Here is a 22,821-nt window from a genome sequence, read left to right on the forward strand (position 1 = left end):
TCAGATGTTCCGGAAGCGGTTGATGGCGTCGACGTGCTTCGCGCGCAGCTCCTCGTCGCGCACGCCCAGGCCCTCCTCGGGGGCCAGGCACAGCACGCCGACCTTGCCCTGGTGGAGGTTGCGGTGCACGTCGTAGGCGGCCTGCCCGGTCTCCTCCAGGGAGTAGACCTTCGACAGCGTCGGGTGGATCTTGCCCTTCGCGATGAGCCGGTTGGCCTCCCAGGCCTCGCGGTAGTTGGCGAAGTGCGAGCCGATGATCCGCTTCAGGGACATCCACAGGTAGCGGTTGTCGTACTCGTGGTTGTAGCCCGAGGTCGAGGCGCAGGTGACGATGGTGCCGCCCTTGCGCGTGACGTAGACGGAGGCGCCGAAGGTCTCGCGGCCGGGGTGCTCGAAGACGATGTCGACGTCCTCTCCGCCGGTCAGCTCGCGGATGCGCTTGCCGAAGCGCTTCCACTCGCGCGGGTCCTGGTTGTGCTCGTCCTTCCAGAACTTGTAGTCCTCGGCGTTGCGGTCGATGATCGCCTCGGCGCCCATCGCCCGGCAGATGTCCGCCTTCTGCGGCGAGGACACCACGCAGATGGGGTTGGCGCCGCCGGCCAGCGCGAACTGCGTGGCGTACGAGCCGAGTCCACCGCTCGCGCCCCAGATCAGGACGTTGTCGCCCTGCTTCATGCCGGCGCCGTTGCGGGAGACCAGCTGCCGGTACGCCGTCGAGTTCACCAGGCCCGGAGCGGCGGCCTCCTCCCAGCTGAGGTGGCCGGGCTTCGGCATCAGCTGGTTGGACTTGACGAGCGCGATCTCGGCGAGACCGCCGAAGTTGGTCTCGAAGCCCCAGATGCGCTGCTCGGGGTCGAGCATCGTGTCGTTGTGGCCGTCCGACGACTCCAGCTCGACGGACAGACAGTGCGCGACGACCTCGTCGCCCGGCTTCCAGGCGTTGACGCCCGGGCCGGTGCGCAGGACGACGCCCGCGAGGTCGGAGCCGATGATGTGGTACGGCAGGTCGTGGCGCTTGGTGAGCTCGCTGAGCTTGCCGTAGCGCTCCAGGAAGCCGAACGTCGACAGCGGCTCGAAGATCGAGGTCCACACGGAGTTGTAGTTGACCGAGGAGGCCATGACGGCCACCAGGGCCTCACCCGGGCCGAGCTCGGGCACGGGGACCTCGTCGAGGTGGATCGACTTGCGCGGGTCCTTGTCGCGGGTCTCGAGCCCGGCGAACAGCTCCGTCTCGTCCTTGTGCACGGTGATCGCGCGGTACGACTCGGGGAGCGGCAGAGCGGCGAAGTCGGCCGGCGTCGATTCCGGCGACTGGATCGCGTCCAGGATGTCCTGAGTAGTCACGGTGTTGCCTCCGGCGATAAGCGCCCTGAGGGAGGGACGCTGGGGGTTACGTCGGTGCTGCTGAGGGTGTGAAAGGTGCCGTCGGTTCGGCGGGGGTGGTGCTTCGGCAGCGCTTTGTGGCGCGGGAGGGTGCCTGTGACGCAGGCGTCCGGGCGCGCGAACCAGGTGGTTGCGGGGACAGCCGACGTACGAATGGTCTCTGCACGCCGGCCGCCCGGACATCTCCAACGTATGGCACGCCGTGTCACCTCGCAAGGCACTGGGTGCCAGAACTTCCCCTCAGATGAAATCTTTACGTAACAAATGAGCGATGATCGATCGAACGGGTTCTGAAATCTGCTCGAAAAGGGCCTCTGACATGCCAAAACGGCCACCCGGTGGGGTGGCCGTCGTCACAGGGGCTATGGACGTTCAGCGCTCGCGGAGCGCCTCCTCGATGGTCCGCATGACCTCGTCCAGCGGGGCGTCGGTGCGGGCGACCGTCACCAGGACCTCGCCCTGGCGGGAGACCGCCGCCGGGGCCGCCGGCTTGGGGGCCGAGCTGCGTCCGGCGCCGATGCCCGTGCCGAACGTCTTCCGCACGATCGAGAAGGCATGGTCGAGCTGGGCCTCGACGTCGCCCTGGCCGCCGGCCCGCAGCCAGCGCCGCAGGACGTGGTTGTGGGCGGTGACCACGGCGGACGCGGCGACCTCGGCGAGCAGCGGGTCGTCGTTGGCGTCGTCGTCGTGCGCGTGCTCGTCGAAGTGGCCGAGGAGATAGCGGGTGAACAGCCGCTCGTAGCGGGCGACCGACGCGATCTCCGCCTCGCGCAGGGTGGGCACCTCGCGCGTCAGCTTGTAGCGGGCGACCGAGATCTCCGGCCGGGCCGCGTACATCCGCATGACCTCCTTGATGCCGCGGCACACCGTGTCGAGCGGATGCTCGTGCGCGGGGGCCGCGTTGAGCACCGCCTCGGCGCGGACCAACGTGTCGTCGTGGTCCGGGAAGATCGCCTCTTCCTTGGAGCGGAAGTGGCGGAAGAACGTGCGGCGCGCGACCCCGGCCGTGGCCGCGATCTCGTCGACGGTGGTCGCCTCGTATCCCTTCGTCGCGAACAGCTCCATCGCGGCCGCCGCCAGTTCGCGGCGCATTTTCAGCCGCTGGGCGGCGGCGCGACTGCCTGCGGCACTTTCCGGTGCGTCGGGCGTGGCTGGTGTACGTGAGGACTTGGCGGGCTGGGGCATGCCCCGAACGTACTGCATGTGCGCAGCTTGGTGCGCAGGTCCGGGGTTTCCCCCGCCCTGTGCGGGCGGGGGAGGGCCGGGCCGGTCGGCCGGCGCGAACCCGCCCGGATCGAGCAGCCCGCCCCAGTCCGTGTCCGACCGGAACCAGTCGCCTGGACGCTCAGCGGCGGGCATATTCGCGGAAGCCTCGGCCCGTCTTGCGGCCGAGGCAGCCCGCGGCCACCAGGTGCTCCAGGAGGGGCGCCGGGGCCAGGCCCGGGTCGCGGAACTCGCGGTGCAGGACCTTCTCGATGGCCAGGGAGACGTCCAGACCGACGACGTCCAGGAGTTCGAAGGGGCCCATCGGGTAGCCGCCGCCCAGCTTCATCGCCGCGTCGATGTCGTCAAGAGATGCATAGTGTTCCTGCACCATCTTGATGGCGTTGTTGAGATAGGGGAAAAGCAATGCGTTCACGATGAAGCCGGCTCGGTCACCGCAGTCGACCGCGTGCTTCTTGATCCTGACGCAGACCTCGCGGACCGTCGAGTGGACGTCGTCCGTCGTCAACACCGTACGGACCACCTCGACCAGCTTCATCGCCGGTGCCGGGTTGAAGAAGTGCATGCCGATCACGTCCTGCGGACGCGAGGTCGCGCGGGCGCATGCGACGACCGGCAGCGAGGACGTGGTGGTGGCCAGGACCGCGCCCGGCTTGCAGACCTTGTCCAGCGTCGCGAACAGCTGCTGCTTGACCTCCAGGTCCTCGGCGACGGCCTCGACGGCCAGGTCGACGTCGGCGAACGCGTCGTAGGAGCCCGCCGCGGTGATCCGGTCCAGGGTCTGCGCGGCTGCCTCGGCGGTCAGCCGCCCCTTGTCGACGGAGCGCGAAAGAGACTTGCCGATACGGGCCTTGGCGGTCTGCGCCTTCTCCTCGCTACGGGCGGCGAGGACGACCTCGTAGCCGGCCTTCGCGAAGACCTCGGCGATGCCGGAGGCCATGGTGCCGGAGCCGGCGACACCGACGGAGCGGACCGGGCGGCCGGGGGTGAGCTCGGCGCCGTCCAGCGGCGTCAGCGCGTCGCGCACGACCGTGGCGCTGCCGGAGGCCTCGTACGTGTAGAAGCCGCGGCCCGACTTACGGCCCGTCAGACCGGCCTCGCTGAGCTGCTTGAGGATCGGGGCGGGGGCGTGCAGCCGGTCGCGGGACTCGGCGTACATGGCCTCCAGGACCGTGCGCGCGGTGTCGACGCCGATGAGGTCGAGCAGTGCGAGGGGGCCCATGGGCAGACCGCAGCCGAGCCGCATCGCGGCGTCGATGTCCTCGCGGGAGGCGTACTTCGCCTCGTACATCGCGGCCGCCTGGTTGAGGTAGCCGAACAGCAGCCCGTCCGCGACGAATCCGGGGCGGTCGCCGACCGCGACGGGCTCCTTGCCGAGCTCGATCGCCAGGTCCGTGACCGCCGTGACGGCCTGCGGCGCGGTCAGCACGGAGGAGACGACCTCGACCAGCTTCATCGCCGGTGCCGGGTTGAAGAAGTGCAGCCCGAGCACCCGCTCGGGGCGGGCCGAGTCGGCGGCCAGCCGCGTGACGGACAGCGCGTTGGTGCCGGTGGCGAGGATCGTCCCGGGGCGCACGATGCCGTCCAGCTCGCGGAAGATCTGGTGCTTGATCTCGTACGACTCCGGCGCCACCTCGATGACCAGGTCGGCGTCGGCCGCGGCCCGCAGGTCGGTGGAGGTACGGACGCGGGCCAGAACGTCCGCGCGCTCCTGGTCGGTCAGCCGGCCGCGCTCCACGGCGCGGGCGGTCGAGGACTCCAGGGCGGCGACGGACCTCGCGGCCTGCGACTCGCTGATGTCGATGCCGACGACCTCGCGACCGGCCTTGGCCAGGACTTCGGTGATGCCGGTGCCCATGGTGCCGAGACCGACGACGGCAATGGTCTTGAGCGGGGACAGAGGGGTGTCGGACAGGGGAGTGGCCATCGCGGGACTCCAGGAGAGAGGGTGACGACTGGAAGCGCGCCCGGGTGCGCCGAAGAGAGCGCACCGGATGCGTGAGAAGTGCGGGTGTTGCCGGGCTGCGAGCGCACACGCCCGGTGCTGTCGTTCGCCGCGGGCGTGCACACGCCCTTGGAGCGAACGGTGGGAATCGACCGGCCCTGTCCCGGAGCCGGGTCCTGCTGCGGTACACGAGGTACCGAACCGACCGCTCTCGCGCCGGCTGCGTCACCAGGCCGGCACGAGGAGGAACGCGAGTGGGTAACTCGCTCGTCTGAGCTTAACTCGTGGGTAACGAGCGCGCCAGCCCCCGAGTTTGTGATGTAGGTCCCGAGACCCTTGTGGCACCCCTAATCTCGGCTCCATGGACGAAGAGTTGCGATCACTCACGGAGCGCTCACGGGGGGAGTCGGGCGGATCGGCCGCCTACGAGCGGCTGGCGGCGACCGGGGATCACGACGAACTCGCGGAGGTGCTCACCGCCCCCGGGCAGCCGCTGTGGGCCAGGGAGCTGGCCGCGTTCCGGCTGGGGCTGGCAGGCGACCGGCGCGCCTTCGAGGCGCTCGTCCTCCTGCTCAACCACCGGGACCCCCAGCGCTGCGCCTCCGCCGCGTACGCCCTCGCCCGGCTCGGCGACCCCCGCACCGCCCGCGCGGCGGCGGCCCTCGCCACCAACGAACTGCGCGTGGCCTACGCCCTGCACCCGGTCCGGCTCCTGGTGGAGCTGCGCGCCCCCGAGTCCGTACCGGCACTCATCACCACGCTGCAACGCCGGTTGCGCCCGCACGACCCGTACCGCCGCGTGGCCCTCGCCTGTGTGGACGGCCTCGGCGCCCTGGGCGACGCCCGCGCCAGACCCGTCCTCGACGAGGCGCTCGCCCACCCGGCGCTGGCCGAGGCGGCGGTGCACGCGCTGGCGCGGATCCCGCGCCGGCGGTGAACCGTCAGCCGGTCAGCTCCTTGGCGTACCGCACCTCGGGCACCTCCACGCCGTCCACCTCGTAGGGTTCCTCGGCGCCGTCCGCACAGAAGCCCGCCCGCTCGTAGAAGCGCCGGGCGCCGGCGTTCTCCTTCAGCACCCACAGGAACATGCGCGTGTGCCCGGCGGCCGTGCGCTGTCGTACCGACTCCGCCAGCAGTGCCCGGCCGACACCGTCGCCGTAGTGCCCGGGGTGCACGTATATCGCGTACAACTCGGCGTCCCCGGTGCGTACTTCACCGTCCCGGTACGGCCCGTGCGCGGCCCAGCCGACTATCTCACCGGCGCGCTCGGCGACCAGGTTCACCACGCTGCCGTCGCCCTGCGTGAACCAGGTGCGGCGCCGCTCGGTGTCCTCCGCCACGCTGAGGGCGTCGAGGTACGACTGCGGCATGAGGCCCTTGTACGCGGTCTGCCAGCCCCGGATGCGGATCTCGGACACACGGCCGCAGTCGGCGAGCGTCATGTCCCGGACGACGAGGCCGCTCATGCGCCCACCACCGCGAACGCCTCGATCTCCATCAGGAACTCCGGGCGGACCAGCGCGGCCACCTGCACGGCCGAGGCGGCCGGAAGCCGGTCATCGGGTATGTGCGCGGCGCGGGCCGCGCGGATCGCGGGCATGTGCGCCATGTCCGTGACGAAGTAGGTGAGTTTGACGACGTCGTCGAAGGTCGCTCCGGCGGCGGCCAGGCAGCGCCGCAGGTTCCGGAAGACCTGGCGGGCCTGGGCCGCCGGGTCGCCCTCGCCGACGAGTTCGCCGTCCTCGTCGACGGCGAGCTGGCCGGAGACCGCGACGAGGCGGCCGGTGGCGGTGACGACGTGGCTGTACTGCGTGGCGGGGGCGACCCTGTCGGGGGCGGCGATCCTGGTCGGCTCACTCATGCGTCCATCGTGAACCATGGGACTGACAACGCCCCCGACGGGCCCCGGTCGTGGCCTCAGCCGTGGAAGCCGAGCAGGTCGTGCAGGGTCGAGCCGCGCGCCGACGTGGACGCCACCTTCGACGTCAGCGGTTTGGGGTCGGGCAGGGTCTGGCACACCGCGTCGGCCTCGCCCTGGCCGCGCGGCACCGTGCCGTCGGTCAGGTACGCCGCCAGGTACTTGTCCAGGCAGGTGTTCCCGCTCAGCGCGATGCCGTGATTCCCGCCGCCCTGCTCCACCACCAGGCTGGAGTGGGCCAGGAGACGGTGGACCGTCGCGCCGCCCTGGTAGGGGGTGGCCGCGTCGTTCGTCGCCTGGAAGAGCAGGGTCGGCGGCAACTTGCCGTTGGCGAGACTCACCGGCCGCTTCGAGGCCGTCGGCCAGAACGCGCACGGCGCGTTGTACCAGGCGTTGCTCCACGTCATGAACGGCGCCTCCGCGTACGCCGCCCAGTTGTCCTTGCGCCACTGGTTCCAGTCGCGCGGCCAGGAGCTGTCACGGCACTGCACCGAGGTGTAGACGCTGTAGCCGTTGTCGCCGGAGGCGTCGACCGCGCCGAAGTTCTCGTACGCCTCGACCAGCGGATCGGCGTCCTCCTTCGTCACGTACGCCGAGAACGCCTCGGCGAGGTACGGCCAGTAGCCGTTGTAGTAGCCGCCGGGCAGGAAGGTGTCCTCCAGCTCCGCGGCCCCCACCTTGCCGCCGGCCGGCTTCTTGGCCAGCGCCGCCCGCATCGCATACCACTTGGCCTCGACCTCCGCCGGGTCGGTGCCGAGCTTGTACGTCGCGTCGTACTTGGCGATCCAGCTCATCAGCGCCCGGTGACGGTCGTTGAAGGCACGGTCCTGCCCGAGGTTGGCGTCGTACCAGACGCCGGTGGGGTCGACGATGGAGTCGAGGACCAGGCGGCGGACGTGCTGCGGGAAGAGCTTGGCGTACACCGTGCCGAGGTAGGTGCCGTACGAGTAGCCGAGGTAGTTGACCTTCTCCGCACCGAGTGCCTGCCGGATCGAGTCCAGGTCCTGTACGGCGCTGATCGTGTCGATGTACGGCAGCACGCGCGCGTACTTCTTGCCGCAGGCGTCGGCGAACGCCTTGGCGCGCGCGAGGCCGGCCTTCTCGACGGCCGGCGTGCTCGGCACCGAGGCCGGGCGCACCGGTTTGAAGTGGCCCGGCTCACAGTCCAGCGCGGGCTTGCTCGCGCCCACCCCGCGCGGATCGAAGCCGATCACGTCGTACTGCGCCGCCACCGCCTTGGGCAGCGAGGACGCGACGTACCCGGCGAGGGTCAGCCCGCTGCCGCCCGGGCCACCGGGGTTGACCAGCAGGGGACCCTGGTACTTGGTCGCGGTGTGCGGGACCCGGGACAGCGCGAGCGTGATCTGCTGCCCGTGCGGGTTCGCGTGGTCGAGCGGCACCTCGAGGGACGCGCACTGGAGTTTCGGATAGTCGGTGGTGCCGCACTTCTTCCAGGTGACCTTGGCGGCGCGAGCGATGTCCGCGGTCCGCGACGGGCTCGCGTCGGCGGGCACGGCCGTGAGCGTTCCGGCCACGACGACGGCGGCTGCGCACAGCACGGCTGCGCGTTTCCTCATGCAGTCCTCCCAGGACGGAGGGGGTCGGACCGCGAGGTTCACGGTCCCCGCCGCATCGTCCCGGAAAGCGCGCCTGGAAGGACGCGTTCTGGCATTATTTGACCCAATTGCGCGCTGGATGCGCTCGAACGCTCTCAGATCAGCGAGAGTTGCGTCGGTTCGGACATCGGAGCCTGTTCGGGTTCAGGGGGCTGGATCCGCCGGCTCGCTCCCGCGCGCGCGGGGCCGATGCCGTACTCCTGGGCCAGTTCGTGGACCTGACGGGTGATCCGGCGCTGATACCACTTCGGTGCGTAGGCCCCCTCCGCGTACAGCCGCTCGTAACGGCGCACCAGCTGCGGATGGTGCTGCCCCAGCCAGGCCATGAACCACTCGCGGGCGCCCGGGCGCAGGTGCAGGACCAGCGGGGTGACGGACGTGGCCCCCGAGGCCGCGATCGCCCGCACGGTGGCCCGCAGTTGGGCCGGGTGGTCGCTCAGGAAGGGGATCACCGGCGCCATCAGCACACCGCAGCCGATGCCGTGGTCGGTCAGGGTCCGTACGACGTCCAGGCGGCGCTCCGGGGGCGGCGTGCCGGGCTCCACGGTGCGCCACAGCCCGGGGTCGGTGAAACCGACGGAGACGGAGATGCCGACGTCCGTCACCTGCGCTGCCTGGGTCAGCAGGTCGAGATCGCGCAGGATCAGCGTGCCCTTCGTCAGGATCGAGAAGGGGTTCGCGCGGTCGCGCAGGGCGGTCAGGATGCCCGGCATCAGGCGATAGCGGCCCTCCGCGCGCTGGTAGCAGTCGACGTTCGTGCCCATCGCGATGTGCTCGCCCTGCCAGCGGTGCGAGGCGAGCTGGCGGCGCAGCAGCTCCGGAGCGTTGACCTTGACCACGATCTGGCTGTCGAAGCCGAGGCCCGTATCGAGGTCCAGGTAGCTGTGCGTCTTGCGGGCGAAGCAGTACACGCACGCGTGCGTGCAGCCCCGGTAGGGGTTGACCGTCCACTCGAAGGGCATGCGTGAGGCGCCCGGCACCCGGTTGATGATCGAGCGGGCCCGGATCTCGTGGAAGGTGATCCCGGCGAACTCCGGCGTGTCGAACGTACGGGTGGTCACCGCGTCCGCGCCGAACAGCGCGGCATCGGCCGCGCGCTCGTGGCCGGACCCCGCTGTGAGGTTCTCCCAGCGCATGACACCTCCTCGGTAGCACTCCCCCCAGATTAGAACACGTGTTCCCATGATCGTGCGGGCATCGATCCCGATCGGGTCGTGCACCCTGTTCGATCACTTCCGAGACCCCGATTTGGGTGGCCGGGGACAGGGGTGGTTGGCTTGCTCCAACCCCGAGAACTCAGGTGCTGGAGGAAGTCAATGGCGCAGGTCGAGGCCACTACGGAGCGGGTCGTCGCGGCGGACGCGGAGAAGGTGTTCGACGCCCTCGCCGACTACAGCGGCACGCGCGCGAAGCTCCTGCCCGAGCACTTCAGCGAGTACGAGGTGCGCGAGGGCGGCGACGGCGAGGGCACCCTCGTCCACTGGAAGCTCCAGGCCACCAGCAAGCGCGTGCGCGACTGCCTGCTGGAGGTCAGTGAGCCGACCGACGGCGAGCTCGTCGAGAAAGACCGCAACTCCTCCATGGTCACCACCTGGCGCGTCACCCCGGCCGGCGAGGGGTCCTCCCGCGTCGTCGTGACCACCACCTGGAAGGGCGCCGGCGGCATCGGCGGCTTCTTCGAGAAGACCTTCGCGCCCAAGGGCCTCGGCCGGATCTACGACGCGATCCTCGCCAAGCTCGCCTCCGAGGTCGAGAAGTAGACTTCCCGGGCCCAATGGGCCGATCTTGAGAGGGTGTTGATCCCCTCACCGGTTCGAGTGGATCTCCTTGTCGCGCGCTGTTGTGCCGTAACTCGTCGCGCTTGCTCACAGTTGTCGTTTTAAGCGGGAATTGTGTGGCAGGCGTGACGAGGGGAGCGGTACGTGGGCGGGATCACTCTGGTGAAGGGCGAGCCGACGACGGCGCCCCCGGACACCCCCGCTCCCGGGCCGGCCGCAACCGCCGAACTCGCCCCGCGCCGGATCCGGTTGGTCTTCTGCGGACTGATGCTCGCGCTGCTCCTGGCCGCCCTGGACCAGATGATCGTCGCCACGGCGCTCCCGAAGATCGTCGGCGAACTGCACGGACTGGACAGGATGTCCTGGGCGATCACCGCCTACCTGCTCACCTCCACGATCGGACTTCCGGTCTACGGCAAGCTCGGCGACCTCCTCGGCCGCAAGGGCGTCTTCCAGTTCGCGATCGTCGTCTTCCTCGTCGGCTCCGCGCTCGCCGGCCGCGCGCAGACCATGGACCAGCTGATCGCCTTCCGCGCCGTGCAGGGCGTCGGCGCCGGCGGGCTCATGATCGGCGTGCAGGCGATCATCGCCGACATCGTGCCGCCGCGGCAGCGCGGCCGGTTCATGGGCCTGATCGGAGCGGCCTTCGGCCTGGCCTCCGTGGCGGGCCCGCTGCTGGGTGGTTACTTCACGGACCACCTGTCCTGGCGGTGGTGCTTCTACTTCAACGTGCCCTTGGGTCTGGTGACCCTCGCCGTCGTCACCGTCGTACTCAAGCTGCCGAAGCCCGACGCCAAGCCGCGCCTCGACGTCCTCGGCGCCCTGCTGCTCGCCGCCGCCTCCACCTGCCTGGTCCTGCTGACCAGTTGGGGCGGCACCGAATACGCCTGGGACTCGCGCGTCATCCTCGGCCTCGGCGCCGGAGCGGCCGTCACCACCGTCCTCTTCCTCGTCGCCGAGCACCACGCCGCCGAACCCCTCATCCCGCTGAGGCTGTTCCGGGACTCCGTCTTCAACATCACGGGCCTGGTGGGCCTGGTGGTCGGCGTCGCGCTGTTCGGCGCCGCGAGCTACCTGCCGACCTTCCTCCAGATGGTCGACGGAGCGAGCGCCACCGAGTCCGGGCTGCTGATGCTGCCCATGATGGGCGGCATCGTCGGCGCCTCCATCGTCTCCGGGCAGCTCATCAGCCACACCGGCCACTACAAGATCTACCCCGTCCTCGGCGGCGCGCTCTCCGCCGTCGGCATGTGGCTGCTGTCCCGGCTCGAGGTCGACACGCCCCGGCTGCACTACAGCGTCTGGATGGCGGTCCTCGGCGCCGGCATCGGCATGGTGATGCCGGTCCTGGTCCTCGCCGTGCAGAACTCCGTGCGCCCCGCCGACCTCGGCACCGCCACCAGCGCCAACAACTACTTCCGGCAGATCGGCGGCAGCGTCGGCGCCGCGATCTTCGGCACCCTCTTCGCCGGCCGGCTCTCCGACGCCCTCGAAGAACGCCTCCCCGCGCGCGCGGGCGCCCGCCTCCCCGATCCGGAGTCCCTCACCCCGCAGCTCGTCCACGCGCTGCCTCCGGCGCTGCGGGACGCCTACATCAGGGCCTACGCCGACGCCATGCCGCGGATCTTCCTCTACCTCGTGCCGGTGCTCGTCCTCGGCCTGTTCATCGCCTTCTTCCTCAAGGAGAAACCACTGGTGTCCCACAACACCCCCGCCGCCGCGACACAGGAGTCCGCGCACGTGCACGCCACCGTTCCGCAGGCCCGTTCGCCGTACGCCGCGGGAATTCCTGTCTGCGGCACGGTGCAGCACCCCGACGGGACCGTCGTGCCCCGCGCGGCCCTCACCCTCATCGACGCCGTCGGAGCGCAGATCGGCCGCGGCGCGAGCGGCGAGGACGGGAGGTACGCGCTCTCGACGCCCGGATCCGGGGCGTACGTCCTGATTGCCGCAGCGGGCGGACACCAGCCGCAGGCCGTCTCCGTGACCGTCGGCGAGCGCCCCGTCGAGCTGGACGTCGTCCTCGGCGGCGCCGGACGCCTCGCGGGCGCCGTGCTGACCGCCGACGGCACGCCCGTGCGGGACGCCACCGTCACCCTCACCAACGTCCACGGCGAGGTCGTCGCCAGCACCCGCAGCGCACGCGAGGGCGGTTATGTGATCACCGAGCTGGTGGCCGGCGAGTACACCCTCGCCGCGAGCGCGCCCGCCTTCCGCCCGGCCGCGCTCCCGGTCACCGTCCAGGCCTCCCGGGAGACCCGCCAGGACGTCGAACTCGCGGGCGGCGCCGTCCTGCGCGGCACCGTGCGGGCCGGCGGCGGGCGGGTCGTCGAGGACGCCCGCGTGACCCTGCTCGACGCGGCGGGCAACGTCGTCGACACACTCACCACCGGACCTGACGGAACGTTCCGGTTCGTGGACCTGTCCTCCGGCGAGTACACCGTGATCGCGGCCGGGTATCCCCCCGTGGCCACCGTGCTGCAGGTGGCGGGCGGGGGACGCACGGAACGGGACCTCCAGCTGGGCCACGAGGACTGAACCGGCGCCAGGGGGCGTGCGGGCCCGCACGCCGGAGCGCCGCGGTGAAGCCAATTCCAGAATTGACATACATCCCGACCGGCGACCGCCGTACGGTGGTGACGGCGGCACAGATCTTGCGGAGCCGTGGGGAGAGAGGGCCTGGACCATGGACCGTGGCACCGAGCGGGGCACACCTCCCGCGGGTCACGCCGTGGTCGGCCGCGTTCCGCTGGCCGTGGTCGTCGTGGACCGGGACGGCCTCGTCTCCCACTGGAGCAGGGGCGCACGCCGACTCTTCGGCGCCCCCAAGGAGGAGGCGATCGGGCGGCCCGCCCTTGACCTGCTCCCCGTGTCCGGAGCGCTGCCCGAGGACGACGACCTCACGCCCTATGGGGCGTACGCGGCGTACGACGGCCTCGGCCCCGACCTGGAGTCCTCGCTCGGCGGACGGTTGTCCTACCCGGCCGCCGGCCGCGCCCGCCTCACCGTGCCGGAGCGCGGCCGGGTGGACGTGCTGTGGTGGGCGTACCCCCTGGTGGGCCCCGGCAGCGAGCGGCTGCTCGTCCTCGCCGCGGACGCGGCCGGGCTGCGCCAGGACGAGCCGGACACCGGCGCGGACTTCGAGCGCATCGCACCCGCCTTCGCCCTGCACACCGACTTCCCCGGGGCCGACGAACTCGCCCGGCGCCTGCCCGAGATCCTCCCCAGCATGAGCGTCGACGAAGGCGCTCGCATCGTCGCCCAGATCCTCGAACTCGGTTATCCCGTACTGGAGTTCAGTCAGAACGACCGGGTGCCCGTCACCCCCGACTGGGGAGTGCCGCGGCGGGCCGAGCGCAAGGCGCGCCGCGAGCGGGCCGCCCGGGCCGTGGCCGAGGGTCTGCCCGCGCCGGAGGGGTTCGCCGACGAGGGCGAGGACCTCGAGTACACCGCCGTCCGCGAGCGCCTGGAGTTCCTCAACGAGGTCAGCGGCAGGATCGGCACCTCCCTCGACCTGGCACGGACCATCATCGAGGTCAGCAGGGCCGTCGTCCCCCGCTTCACCGACGTCGCCGGCACCTATCTGCGTGAACAGGTCGTCGCCGGCGAGGGCTTCCCCGACGGCGTCCCCGACACGACCACCATGTGGCACCGGGTCGCCGTCGAACACACCGACGAACCCGGCCGCTGGGACGACGTCGTACCGGTGGGCGAGGCCATGCCGTTCCCCGCGCACACCCCGTTCTTCCAGTGCATGACCACCGGCGACCCCGTCCTTGTCCCGCGCATCAGCGAGCAGATGGGTCACGCCATCGCCTCGCAGTTCGACAAGCGCGACATCCGGCCGCTGATCACGGGCCGCTCCATGCTCGTCGTGCCGCTCAAGGCGCGCAACGTCGTCCTCGGCTTCATGATCCTGCTGCGCCACCCCGAGCGCGTCGAGTTCAACGACATGGACCGGGTCACCGGCGCCGAACTCGCCGCCCGCGCGGGCCTCGTCCTGGACAACGCCCGCATGTACACCTATCAGGAGAGCGTCGCCGAGACCCTCCAGGACAGCATGCTGCCGCACATCCCGCCGCGCATGGCGGGCTGCGACATCGCCACCCGTTACCTGCCCGGCACCCTGCTGGGCCGCGTCGGCGGCGACTGGTTCGACTCCGTGAAACTACCCGGCGCCCGCACCGCCCTCGTCGTCGGCGACGTCATGGGCCACGGCCTGAACTCGGCCGCCATGATGGGCCAGTTGCGTACGGCCGTACAGACCATGGCCGCCCTCGACCTGCCGCCCGCCCAGCTGCTGCGCAACCTCGACGACCTCGCCCAGCGCCTCGGCGACACCTACCTCGCCACGTGCCTGTACGCCGTCTACGACCCCATCGCGAGCGAACTGCACCTCGCCAACGCGGGCCACATCCCGCCCGTCCTGGTCCGCGCCGAGGACGGGCGCAGCGAGCTGCTCGAACTGCCCACGGGCGCGCCGATCGGCGTCGGAGGGGTGCCGTTCGAGGCGGTACGCGTGCGCGTGGAGCCCGGCGACCGGCTGGTGATGTGCACCGACGGGCTGGTGGAGATGCGCGGCGAGGACATCGGCGTGGGCCTGGCGACGCTCTGCGAGTCCGCCGCGCACCCGGCGGCCGCCATGGACGACGCCTGCGACACGATCATCCGCGCCCTGAACACCCGCGGCGGCCGCAAGGACGACGTGGCCCTGCTGATGGCCCGCCTCAACGGCATCGCACCCGACGACGTCGCCGAATGGCGGCTCGCCCTCGACCCGATCGAGGTCGGCCGGGCCCGGGCGGTGGTCCGCGAACAGCTGCACGACTGGGGTCTGGCCCGGCTCGCCGACAACGCCGAGCTGATGGTCGGCGAGCTCGTCACCAACGCCGTACGGCACTCCCACAGCCGTCCCGTCGAACTGCGCCTGGTGCGCGGGGACACCTTGCTGTGCGAGGTGGACGACGACGACCACGACCTGCCGACCCTGCTGAGCGCCGGTCCCGAGGACGCGTTCGGGCGAGGTCTGCGCGTGGTGAGCGCGCTCGCCCGCGAGTGGGGCACCAGCCGTACGGGGGCGGGCAAGACCGTCTGGTTCGAGCTGACGCTGCCGCGCCGCTGAACAGGGGCGCGCGGGGCGTTCATCGGCGTACGCATCTCGAACGCGGCGTGAAGGAACGCGCACCGTGCTTGTCGCCGTGACCAGGGAGCGATAGACCGTACTCGCCCGTCACTTACGACGGATCGGCGTCACACCCCGGGGAGTTGGGCATGAGCGTGACGAGTCGGTACCGGGAGGCATGGGAGAGCTTCTGGCGCGAGGCTTCCGACGAACCGGGAGCCGTGTTCTGGGACGCGGAGCCCGCGCTCGCCGTCGGCCCCCAACTCGCCCTCTTCGAACCGCACCTGATCACCCCCGGGCTGCCGCTGGTGGACCTCGGCTGCGGCAACGGCACCCAGACCCGCTTCCTCGCCGACCGCTTCCCGCACGTCATCGGCGCCGACCTGGCCGCCGCGGCCCTGGACCACGCCCGGTATGCCGACCCCGCAGGGCAGGCGACGTACCGGTTGCTCGACGCCGCCGAGAAGAGTGAGGTCGAGACGCTCCACGCCGAACTCGGCGACGTCAACCTCTACATGCGCGGCGTGCTGCACCAGTGCGAGCCCGACGACCGCCAGCCCCTGGTGGACGGGATCGCCGCACTCGTCGGTGAGCGAGGCCGGGCCTTCCTGGTCGAACTCTCCGAGGCGGCCCGCCCCGTCCTGGGCGGCCTGGCCCAGGGCCCCGCCGGACCGCCGCCGAAGCTCGCGCCGATCTTCCGCCATGGCATCGCCCCGGGAGAGGTGAAGGACGACGCGGTGCCCGCGTACCTGGCCGCGGCCGGTCTGACGATCGTCGCGAGCGGCGAACTGCCCCTGATGACAACGGAGTTCGCAGCCGACGGAACCCGGATCGCGCTGCCGTCGAAGTGGCTGATGGCAGGCCGCGTCATGTGATCGCAGTCACATCGAAAAGCTGCTCCTCTTGCTGTCACACTCCCGGCCCGCGAGGTGTCAGGCCAGTGACGGAAGTTGAGGAAGCCGCCCGGATCCACACCGGGCGCCACCGATGAGGAGCTGCTGCCATGTCCACTGCCTACGTCGTCGTCACCGTCCTGGGAGCTGTCATGGCGGGCTTCTCGGCTGCCTCGGTCTTCCTCCACGCCGAGTGGGTGGTCAAGCCGCTGGCCGACTACGGAGTGCCCCGCTCATGGTGGCCGTGGCTGGGCGCGGCCAAGGCCGCGGGAGCGGCCGGCCTGCTGGCGGGGCTGCTCGTGCCGGTCGTCGGCGTGCTGGCCGGGGTCGGCCTGGTGCTGTACTTCACCGGTGCCGTGGTGACCGTGGTCAGGGCGCGCTGGTTCTCGCACGTGCCGTTCCCGCTGCTGTACGCGGCGCCCGCGGCCGCCTCCGTCGTACTGGCGCTCACCGTCTGAGGCCCGCCGCGAGGGATGACCGCCGCCGCGAGGGGTGACCGGTGGACCACCGGTCACCCCTCGGCCGTTCTCACGCGTCGAGCACCGCGACCTCGATCCCGTCCAGCCGCTCTCGGTCCGCGATGACGTCGATCTCCGTGATCCCGTCCTCCGTGACGGTGAAGGCGAGGACCAGACGCAGCCGGCCCTGCGGTGCCATCGCGAGCCCGACCCCGCCGTCCAGGAGCGCCGGGCCGGTGAACAAGGCCCGGCCCGTGGCGGCCATCGCGCCCTTGGCGACCGTGTGGGAGCCGCTGACCACGACGGGCTCGGGAGTGGGGACGACGAACCGGTCGGCGGTCAGGACGACGTCCGGGTGGAGCAGCGAGACCAGCGCGTCGAAGTCGCCGCCCCGCGTGGCGGCCAGGAACGCGTCCACGACCGCCCGCTGCCGCGTCAGGTCGGGTGTGGCGGCGGGCGCGGCGCCCTTGACCCGGCGCCGCGCCCGGCTCACCAGCTGCCGTGTGGTGGCCGGAGTGCGCTCGATCAGCGGGCCGATCGCGTCGAAGGGCACCGCGAACATGTCGTGCAGGACGAACGCCAGCCGCTCGGCCGGCGCCAGTGTGTCGAGCACCACCAGCAGCGCGACGCCGACCGAGTCGGCCAGCAGCGCCTCCTCCTCCGGGTCGCCGCCGTCCCGTGGCCTGAGCGCCGGGTCGGTCACCTGCACGTCGAGGGGTTCCTCGCGCCGGGTCCGCCGTGAGCGCAGCATGTTGAGGCAGATCCGCCCCACGACCGTGGTCAGCCAGCCCGTGACGTTTCCCACATCCCCGACCTCGGCGCGACTGGCCCGCAGCCACGCCTCCTGCACGGCGTCCTCGGCCTCGCTCAACGAGCCCAGCATCCGGTAGGCCACGGCCCGCAAGTGGGCCCGGTCCGCCTCGAATCGCTCCGCCGCCAGTATGTGCTCGGTCATCGCTCGCATTCCCCGTTCGCGGTGTGCCGGAGGGCCTGGTGGGACGCGCCAAGCCTAGGGCCGCGGCTCCGGGCCGCCGACGGAGACGGGGGGTCCTGGCCGGTTCTCCCGTCGGCGCGTAACGTGGCGCACCATGAAGATCCTGATCAGCGCCGACATGGAGGGTGCCACCGGCGTCACCTGGCCGGCCGACGTGCTGCCGGGGACTGCGCAGTGGGAGCGGTGCCGGTCGATGTTCACCTCGGACGTGAACGCCGCCGTGCTCGGCTTCTTCGACGGCGGTGCCGACGACGTGCTCATCAACGAGGCCCACTGGTCCATGCGCAATCTGCTGCTGGAGCGGCTCGACGATCGGGCGCAGATGCTCACCGGGCGGCACAAGGCGCTGTCCATGGTGGAGGGCGTGCAGCACGGGGACGTGGACGGCATCGCGTTCGTCGGCTACCACGCGGGCGCCGGCGCCGAGGGTGTCCTGGCGCACACCTACCTCGCGAACTCGATCACCGGGGTGTGGGTGAACGACGTACGGGCCAGCGAGGGTCTGCTCAACGCGCATGTCGTCGCCGAGTACGGGGTGCCCGTCATCCTCGTCACCGGCGACGACGTGGCCTGCGAGGACGCGCTGGGGTACGCGCCGGAGGCGCTGAAGGTCGCGGTCAAGGACCACGTGTCGCGGTACGCGGCCGTGTGCCGTACGCCGGCCAGGACCGCCGCCGACATCCGCCAGGCGGCCAAGGCGTCAGCCGCGTTGGCGGTGCGCCACGAGCCGGTCGTCGGGGGCCCGTTCACGATCGCCCTGGAGTTCGACGCCGAGCACCTGGCGATGGCGGCCACCGTCGTGCCGGGCGTGGACCGGATCGGGGAGCGGAAGGTCGCGTACACCAGCGACACCATGTATGAGGGGATCCGCAGCTTCAAGGCGGTCACCACGATCGTCTCGGCTGCGGTGGAGGAGCAGTATGGCTGACGAGCAGGCACTGGACGAGGTCGTCCGGTTCACGTCCGAGCTGATTCGGATCGACACCACCAACCGGGGAGGCGGGGACTGCCGGGAGCGGCCCGCCGCCGAGTACGCCGCCGAGCAGTTGGCCGGGGCGGGGCTCGAACCCGTGCTGCTGGAGCGGACCCCGGGGCGGACCAACGTCGTCGCCCGTATCGAGGGCACCGATCCGTCGGCGGACGCGCTGCTCGTCCACGGTCATCTGGACGTGGTGCCGGCGCAGGCCGAGGACTGGAGTGTGCATCCGTTCTCCGGCGAGGTGCGCGACGGGGTCGTGTGGGGGCGCGGCGCCGTCGACATGAAGAACATGGACGCCATGATCCTCGCCGTGGTGCGGGACTGGGCGCGCAACGGCGTGCGGCCCCGGCGGGACATGGTCATCGCGTTCACCGCGGACGAGGAGGCCAGCGCCGAGGACGGCTCCGGCTTCCTCGCCGACCGGCACCCCGGGCTGTTCGAGGGGTGCACGGAGGGCGTCAGCGAGTCGGGTGCGTTCACCTTCCACGACGGCGGCGGGCGGCAGATCTATCCCATCGCCGCCGGCGAGCGCGGCACGGGCTGGCTGAAGCTCACCGCGCGCGGGCGGGCCGGGCACGGCTCCAAGGTCAACCGTGAGAACGCGGTGACGCGGCTGTCCGCCGCGATCACCCGCATCGGCGAGCACGAGTGGCCGCTCCGGCTCACCCCGACCGTGCGCGCGGCCCTCACCGAGCTCGCCGCCCTGTACGGCGTCGACGCCGACCTGTCGGACATCGACGGGCTGCTGGAGAAGCTCGGCCCCGCCGCCAAGCTCGTCGAGGCGACCGTGCGCAACAGTGCCAACCCGACGATGCTGGACGCCGGTTACAAGGTCAACGTGATCCCTGGGGAGGCCGTCGCGTACGTCGACGGACGTTATCTGTCCGGCGGCGAGGACGAGTTCCGCACCACCCTCGACCGGCTCACCGGGCCGGACGTGGAGTGGGAGTTCCACCATCGTGAGGTCGCCCTCCAGGCGCCGGTGGACTCGCCGACGTTCGCGCGGATGCGCGCCGCGGTCGAGGAGTTCGCGCCCGAGGGGCACGTGGTGCCGTACTGCATGTCGGGCGGCACGGACGCCAAGCAGTTCTCGCGGCTCGGCATCACCGGCTACGGATTCGCGCCGCTGAAGCTGCCGGAGGGCCTCGACTACCAGGCCCTCTTCCACGGGGTCGACGAGCGTGTCCCCGTGGAGGCGCTGCACTTCGGTGTCCGCGTCCTCGACCGTTTCCTGCGGACGGCCTAGGCGAGTGGGGGAGAACGTGCAGACCCTGGCGTACGGTTCCTGGCCCTCGCCCATCGACGCGGCCCTCGCGGCCGCCCACGACGGGCACCCCGAGTACGTCGGCTTCGTCGGCGACGAGGTGTGGTGGACGGCGCCACGGCCCGCCGAGGGCGGCCGGCGCACCCTGGTGCGGCGGCGCGCCGACGGCACCGAGGAGTCCGTGCTGCCCGCGCCGTGGAACGTGCGCAGCCGCGTGATCGAGTACGGCGGACAGCCCTGGGCCGGAGTCCTGCGGGACGGCGAGCCGCTCGTGGTGTTCGTGAACTTCGCCGACCAGCGGCTGTACCGGTACGAGCCCGGCGGCGAGCCGCGCCCGCTCACCCCCGTCTCCCCGGTGGGCGGCGGACTGCGCTGGGCGGAGCCGCAGCTGCGCCTGGAGCGCGGTGAAGTGTGGTGCGTGCTGGAGGAGTTCACCGGCGACGGGCCCACCGACGTCCGCCGGGTCCTCGCCGCCGTACCGCTGGACGGCTCGGCCGCCCAGGACCGGGACGCCGTACGTGAACTCGGCGACGACCGGCACCGGTTCGTGACCGGGCCGCGGCTCTCGCCCGACGGGCGGCGGGCCGCCTGGCTCGCCTGGGACCATCCGCGGATGCCGTGGGACGGCACGGAGCTGGTCGTGGCGGAGGTGGGCGACGACGGCACCTTCCGGGAGGCCCGGACGGTGGCCGGCGGGCCGGAGGAGTCCATCGCGCAGGTCGACTGGTCGACAGACGGCTGTCTGCTGTATGCAAGCGACCGTATGGGCTGGTGGAACCTGTACAAGGACGACCAACCTCTCTGCCCCCGCGAGGAGGAGTTCGGCGGCCCCCTGTGGAAGCTCGGGCACCGCTGGTTCGCCCCGCTGGAGAGCGGACTGGTCGCCGTCGTGCACGGCCGCGGCGCGACCGCACTCGGGATACTGGATCCCGAGACCGGCGAGGTCGTCGACGCGGCCGGTCCCTGGACCGAGTTCGCGCCCACGCTGGCGGTGCACGGAGAGCGGGTCGTGGCCGTCGGCGCCAGCCCGCGCAGCGCCTACGAGGTCATCGAGCTGGACACGCGAACCGGCCGGGCCCGGGTCGTCGGCTCCGCCCACGCCGACGCCGTGGACCCTGCCCACTACCCCGAGCCGCTGATCCGTACCTTCACCGGCCCCGACGGACGCGACATCCACGCGCACATCTACCCGCCGCACCACCCCGGGTACGTCGCACCCGCCGCCGAACTGCCGCCGTACGTCGTCTGGGCGCACGGCGGGCCCACCGGGCACGCGCCGCTCGTGCTCGATCTGGAGATCGCCTACTTCACCTCGCGCGGCATCGGCGTCGCCGAGGTCAACTACGGCGGCTCGACCGGGTACGGCCGGGAGTACCGCAACCGGCTGCGCGAGCAGTGGGGCGTCGTCGACGTCGAGGACTGCGCGGCCGTCGCGCTCGCCCTCGCCGACGAGGGCACCGCCGACCGCGACCGGCTCGCCATCCGCGGCGGCAGCGCCGGCGGCTGGACCACCGCCGCCTCCCTCACCAGCACCGACGTCTACGCCTGCGGCACGATCATCTACCCCATCCTCGACCTCGCCGGCTGGGCCACGGGGGAGACCCACGACTTCGAGTCGCAGTACCTGGAGAGCCTGGTCGGGCCGCTCGCCGAGGTACCCGCCCGGTACGCGCAGCGCTCGCCGGTCGAGCACGCCGACCGGGTCACCGCGCCCTTCCTGCTCCTCCAGGGCCTGGACGACGTGATCTGCCCGCCCGCGCAGTGCGAACGGTTCCTCGCCCGGATGCGGGGCAGAGGGGTGCCGCACGCGTACATCGCCTTCGAGGGGGAGGGGCACGGGTTCCGGCGCGCCGAGACCATGGTGCGCGTCCTGGAGTCCGAACTCTCCCTGTACGCCCAGGTGTTCACGCTGAACCCGTCCGGCATTCCGACCTTGGAGCTCGTCAAGTGAAGCAACTCCTGCGACCGTCCCGGCTCGCCCCGGGCGCCCGGGTGGCCGTTGTCGCGCCCAGCGGGCCCGTGGCGGAGGAACGGCTTCAGGCCGGCCTCGACGTGCTGCTCGGCTGGGACCTCGACCCGGTGGTGGCACCCCATGTGCTCGACCGGCACGGCGAGCTGAACTACCTCGCCGGCACGGACGCGGACCGCGCCGCCGACCTCCAGGACGCCTGGTGCGACCCGTCGGTCGACGCCGTGCTGTGCGCGCGGGGCGGGTACGGGGCCCAGCGGATGGTCGACCTGCTCGACTGGGCGGCGATGCGGGCGGCCGGACCGAAGGTGTTCGTCGGCTTCAGTGACATCACCGTGCTGCACCAGGCCTTCGCGACCCGCCTGGACCTGGTCACGCTGCACGGGCCCGCGGCGGCCGGCGTGGACTTCATCAAGAACGCGCGGGCCCAGGAGCACCTGCGGGCCACACTGTTCGCGCCCGAGACGGTCCGCACCCTCACGTCGGGCGGCGGTGCGCTCAGCCCCGGGCGGGCGCGCGGCGTCACTCTCGGCGGCTGTCTGAGCATGCTCGCCTCCGACCTCGGCACCCCCCACGCCCACTCGGACGCCGGGGGTGGGCTGCTGATGCTCGAGGACGTCGGCGAGCGGGCGTACCGGATCGACCGGACGCTGACCCAACTCCTGCGCACGGGCTGGCTCGACGGCGTCGCCGGGATCGCACTGGGGTCCTGGGCCGGCTGCGGTCCGTACGACGAGGTACGCGCCGTCCTCGCCGACCGCCTCGGCGGCCTGGGCGTCCCCGTCGTGGAGGAGCTCGGATTCGGGCACGGCGAAGGGGCGCTGACGGTTCCCTTCGGGGTGAGCGCCGAACTCGACGCGGACGCAGGCACGTTGACGCTCGACGAGCCCGCCCTGCGCTGAGTCGCCGTGCGGTGGCGGGACGTGCCGCCCTCAGCGGAGGTCTTCGTGTTCCGACGTGAGCCCGGTTCCCGCGCCCTCGCCGCCGCTCCCACCGACCCTTCGCGACGACGCCGACCTCGGCAACAACCGTGGGATCAAGCCGGTCGCCGTGGTCGGCGCGCCGCAGGACACGGGCGTACCGGAGCCGCGGGTGGCCGGCGACCCGAGCAGCCTTGACGAAGTCCGGTGCGGTATCGCGCCCCGTAAGGGGCGCGGGGCTGTGTCGGTATGCGGCTCCACCGCGTGGGCGCGACCAGTCCCCCACCGGCCCACGGGTTCGTCACCGCGCTTCCGGCGGAGCACTCAGTCACCCGGACGGTGCACGGCCCGCTTTCCC

General features: G+C 71.7%; 18 protein-coding genes. 10 read left to right on the forward strand and 8 right to left on the reverse strand.

What is annotated here, in order from left to right; translation table 11 throughout:
- The 3 genes from ccrA to ABT114_RS14175 form a co-directional block, all read right to left on the reverse strand.
- Positions 1 to 1,344: a crotonyl-CoA carboxylase/reductase gene (gene ccrA / locus ABT114_RS14165; RefSeq protein ID WP_351142127.1), complete on the reverse strand. Its 1,344-nt coding sequence runs from the start codon at positions 1,342 to 1,344 to the stop codon at positions 1 to 3.
- A 411-nt stretch (positions 1,345 to 1,755) separates the two neighbouring features.
- A complete protein-coding gene (locus ABT114_RS14170; RefSeq protein WP_351142129.1) occupies positions 1,756 to 2,568 on the reverse strand; it encodes a TetR family transcriptional regulator in 813 nt (270 codons plus the stop codon).
- 160 nt (positions 2,569 to 2,728) lie between these two features.
- On the reverse strand, positions 2,729 to 4,534 hold the full coding sequence (locus ABT114_RS14175; RefSeq protein WP_351142131.1) for a 3-hydroxyacyl-CoA dehydrogenase family protein: 1,806 nt from the start codon (positions 4,532 to 4,534) through the stop codon (positions 2,729 to 2,731).
- A 379-nt stretch (positions 4,535 to 4,913) separates the two neighbouring features.
- On the opposite strand from ABT114_RS14175, the gene ABT114_RS14180 reads away from it, so the two are divergent.
- A complete protein-coding gene (locus tag ABT114_RS14180) occupies positions 4,914 to 5,489 on the forward strand; it encodes an adenylosuccinate lyase (RefSeq protein WP_351142133.1) in 576 nt (191 codons plus the stop codon).
- Between the two features lie 4 nt (positions 5,490 to 5,493).
- On the opposite strand, the gene ABT114_RS14185 is transcribed toward ABT114_RS14180, so the two are convergent.
- From ABT114_RS14185 to ABT114_RS14200, 4 genes are all read right to left on the reverse strand, one after another.
- The gene (locus tag ABT114_RS14185; RefSeq protein ID WP_351142135.1) at positions 5,494 to 6,018 is read right to left on the reverse strand and encodes a GNAT family N-acetyltransferase; all 525 of its coding nucleotides are present in this window, start codon (positions 6,016 to 6,018) and stop codon (positions 5,494 to 5,496) included.
- Entirely contained in the window at positions 6,015 to 6,413 is a 399-nt protein-coding gene (locus ABT114_RS14190; RefSeq protein WP_351142137.1) for a RidA family protein, read from the reverse strand. Before ABT114_RS14190 ends, ABT114_RS14185 begins: the two co-directional genes overlap by 4 nt.
- Before the next feature lie 56 nt (positions 6,414 to 6,469).
- Complete coding sequence (locus tag ABT114_RS14195) at positions 6,470 to 8,047, reverse strand: alpha/beta hydrolase (protein WP_351142139.1); 1,578 nt, start codon at positions 8,045 to 8,047, stop codon at positions 6,470 to 6,472.
- A 134-nt stretch (positions 8,048 to 8,181) separates the two neighbouring features.
- Positions 8,182 to 9,222 (reverse strand): Rv2578c family radical SAM protein, encoded by a 1,041-nt coding sequence (locus ABT114_RS14200; protein ID WP_351142141.1) that lies wholly within the window; start codon positions 9,220 to 9,222, stop codon positions 8,182 to 8,184.
- 180 nt (positions 9,223 to 9,402) lie between these two features.
- Here ABT114_RS14200 and ABT114_RS14205 point away from each other — a divergent pair, with 180 nt between their 5' ends.
- From ABT114_RS14205 to ABT114_RS14225, 5 genes are all read left to right on the forward strand, one after another.
- Positions 9,403 to 9,846, forward strand: coding sequence for an SRPBCC family protein (locus ABT114_RS14205; RefSeq protein ID WP_351142143.1), 444 nt, complete (start codon positions 9,403 to 9,405; stop codon positions 9,844 to 9,846).
- Positions 9,847 to 10,008: 162 nt separating this feature from the next.
- The gene (locus tag ABT114_RS14210; protein ID WP_351142145.1) at positions 10,009 to 12,402 is read left to right on the forward strand and encodes an MFS transporter; all 2,394 of its coding nucleotides are present in this window, start codon (positions 10,009 to 10,011) and stop codon (positions 12,400 to 12,402) included.
- 148 nt (positions 12,403 to 12,550) lie between these two features.
- A complete protein-coding gene (locus ABT114_RS14215; RefSeq protein ID WP_351142147.1) occupies positions 12,551 to 14,986 on the forward strand; it encodes an ATP-binding SpoIIE family protein phosphatase in 2,436 nt (811 codons plus the stop codon).
- A 149-nt stretch (positions 14,987 to 15,135) separates the two neighbouring features.
- Positions 15,136 to 15,861, forward strand: coding sequence for a methyltransferase domain-containing protein (locus ABT114_RS14220; protein WP_351142149.1), 726 nt, complete (start codon positions 15,136 to 15,138; stop codon positions 15,859 to 15,861).
- 128 nt (positions 15,862 to 15,989) lie between these two features.
- A complete protein-coding gene (locus tag ABT114_RS14225) occupies positions 15,990 to 16,337 on the forward strand; it encodes a DoxX family protein (protein ID WP_351142151.1) in 348 nt (115 codons plus the stop codon).
- A gap of 70 nt (positions 16,338 to 16,407) precedes the next feature.
- Here ABT114_RS14225 and ABT114_RS14230 read toward each other — a convergent pair whose 3' ends face one another.
- Positions 16,408 to 17,292, reverse strand: coding sequence for a sigma-70 family RNA polymerase sigma factor (locus tag ABT114_RS14230; RefSeq protein WP_351142153.1), 885 nt, complete (start codon positions 17,290 to 17,292; stop codon positions 16,408 to 16,410).
- 133 nt (positions 17,293 to 17,425) lie between these two features.
- Between ABT114_RS14230 and ABT114_RS14235 the strand changes: the two genes are divergently transcribed.
- From ABT114_RS14235 to ABT114_RS14250, 4 genes are read left to right on the forward strand one after another with little or no spacing between them, the layout of a single operon-like run.
- Positions 17,426 to 18,259, forward strand: a complete 834-nt coding sequence (locus ABT114_RS14235; protein ID WP_351142155.1) for a M55 family metallopeptidase — start codon at positions 17,426 to 17,428, stop codon at positions 18,257 to 18,259.
- Positions 18,252 to 19,556, forward strand: a complete 1,305-nt coding sequence (locus tag ABT114_RS14240; protein ID WP_351142157.1) for a M20/M25/M40 family metallo-hydrolase — start codon at positions 18,252 to 18,254, stop codon at positions 19,554 to 19,556. The genes ABT114_RS14235 and ABT114_RS14240 overlap by 8 nt, the downstream gene beginning before the upstream one ends.
- A 16-nt stretch (positions 19,557 to 19,572) precedes the next feature.
- Positions 19,573 to 21,525 carry a S9 family peptidase gene (locus ABT114_RS14245; RefSeq protein ID WP_351142159.1) on the forward strand — a complete coding sequence of 651 codons (1,953 nt, stop codon included), beginning with the start codon at positions 19,573 to 19,575 and terminating at the stop codon, positions 21,523 to 21,525.
- A complete protein-coding gene (locus ABT114_RS14250; RefSeq protein WP_351142161.1) occupies positions 21,522 to 22,445 on the forward strand; it encodes a S66 peptidase family protein in 924 nt (307 codons plus the stop codon). The genes ABT114_RS14245 and ABT114_RS14250 overlap by 4 nt, the downstream gene beginning before the upstream one ends.
- Positions 22,446 to 22,821 lie beyond the last annotated feature (376 nt).

The sequence above is a fragment of the Streptomyces sp. NPDC002088 genome (genome assembly GCF_040296605.1).
Lineage (GTDB): Bacteria > Actinomycetota > Actinomycetes > Streptomycetales > Streptomycetaceae > Streptomyces.

Bases quoted from the DNA above. Each gene is read 5' to 3' on its own strand.
- ABT114_RS14230 (WP_351142153.1), bottom strand. From the start codon at position 17,292: ATGACCGAGCACATACTGGCGGCGGAGCGATTCGAGGCGGACCGGGCC.
- ABT114_RS14215 (WP_351142147.1), top strand. From the start codon at position 12,551: ATGGACCGTGGCACCGAGCGGGGCACACCTCCCGCGGGTCACGCCGTG.
- ABT114_RS14235 (WP_351142155.1), top strand. From the start codon at position 17,426: ATGAAGATCCTGATCAGCGCCGACATGGAGGGTGCCACCGGCGTCACC.
- ABT114_RS14195 (WP_351142139.1), bottom strand. From the start codon at position 8,047: ATGAGGAAACGCGCAGCCGTGCTGTGCGCAGCCGCCGTCGTCGTGGCC.
- ABT114_RS14185 (WP_351142135.1), bottom strand. From the start codon at position 6,018: ATGAGCGGCCTCGTCGTCCGGGACATGACGCTCGCCGACTGCGGCCGT.
- ABT114_RS14200 (WP_351142141.1), bottom strand. From the start codon at position 9,222: ATGCGCTGGGAGAACCTCACAGCGGGGTCCGGCCACGAGCGCGCGGCC.
- ABT114_RS14175 (WP_351142131.1), bottom strand. From the start codon at position 4,534: ATGGCCACTCCCCTGTCCGACACCCCTCTGTCCCCGCTCAAGACCATT.
- ABT114_RS14180 (WP_351142133.1), top strand. From the start codon at position 4,914: ATGGACGAAGAGTTGCGATCACTCACGGAGCGCTCACGGGGGGAGTCG.
- ABT114_RS14220 (WP_351142149.1), top strand. From the start codon at position 15,136: ATGAGCGTGACGAGTCGGTACCGGGAGGCATGGGAGAGCTTCTGGCGC.
- ABT114_RS14205 (WP_351142143.1), top strand. From the start codon at position 9,403: ATGGCGCAGGTCGAGGCCACTACGGAGCGGGTCGTCGCGGCGGACGCG.
- ABT114_RS14170 (WP_351142129.1), bottom strand. From the start codon at position 2,568: ATGCCCCAGCCCGCCAAGTCCTCACGTACACCAGCCACGCCCGACGCA.
- ABT114_RS14240 (WP_351142157.1), top strand. From the start codon at position 18,252: ATGGCTGACGAGCAGGCACTGGACGAGGTCGTCCGGTTCACGTCCGAG.
- ABT114_RS14190 (WP_351142137.1), bottom strand. From the start codon at position 6,413: ATGAGTGAGCCGACCAGGATCGCCGCCCCCGACAGGGTCGCCCCCGCC.
- ABT114_RS14225 (WP_351142151.1), top strand. From the start codon at position 15,990: ATGTCCACTGCCTACGTCGTCGTCACCGTCCTGGGAGCTGTCATGGCG.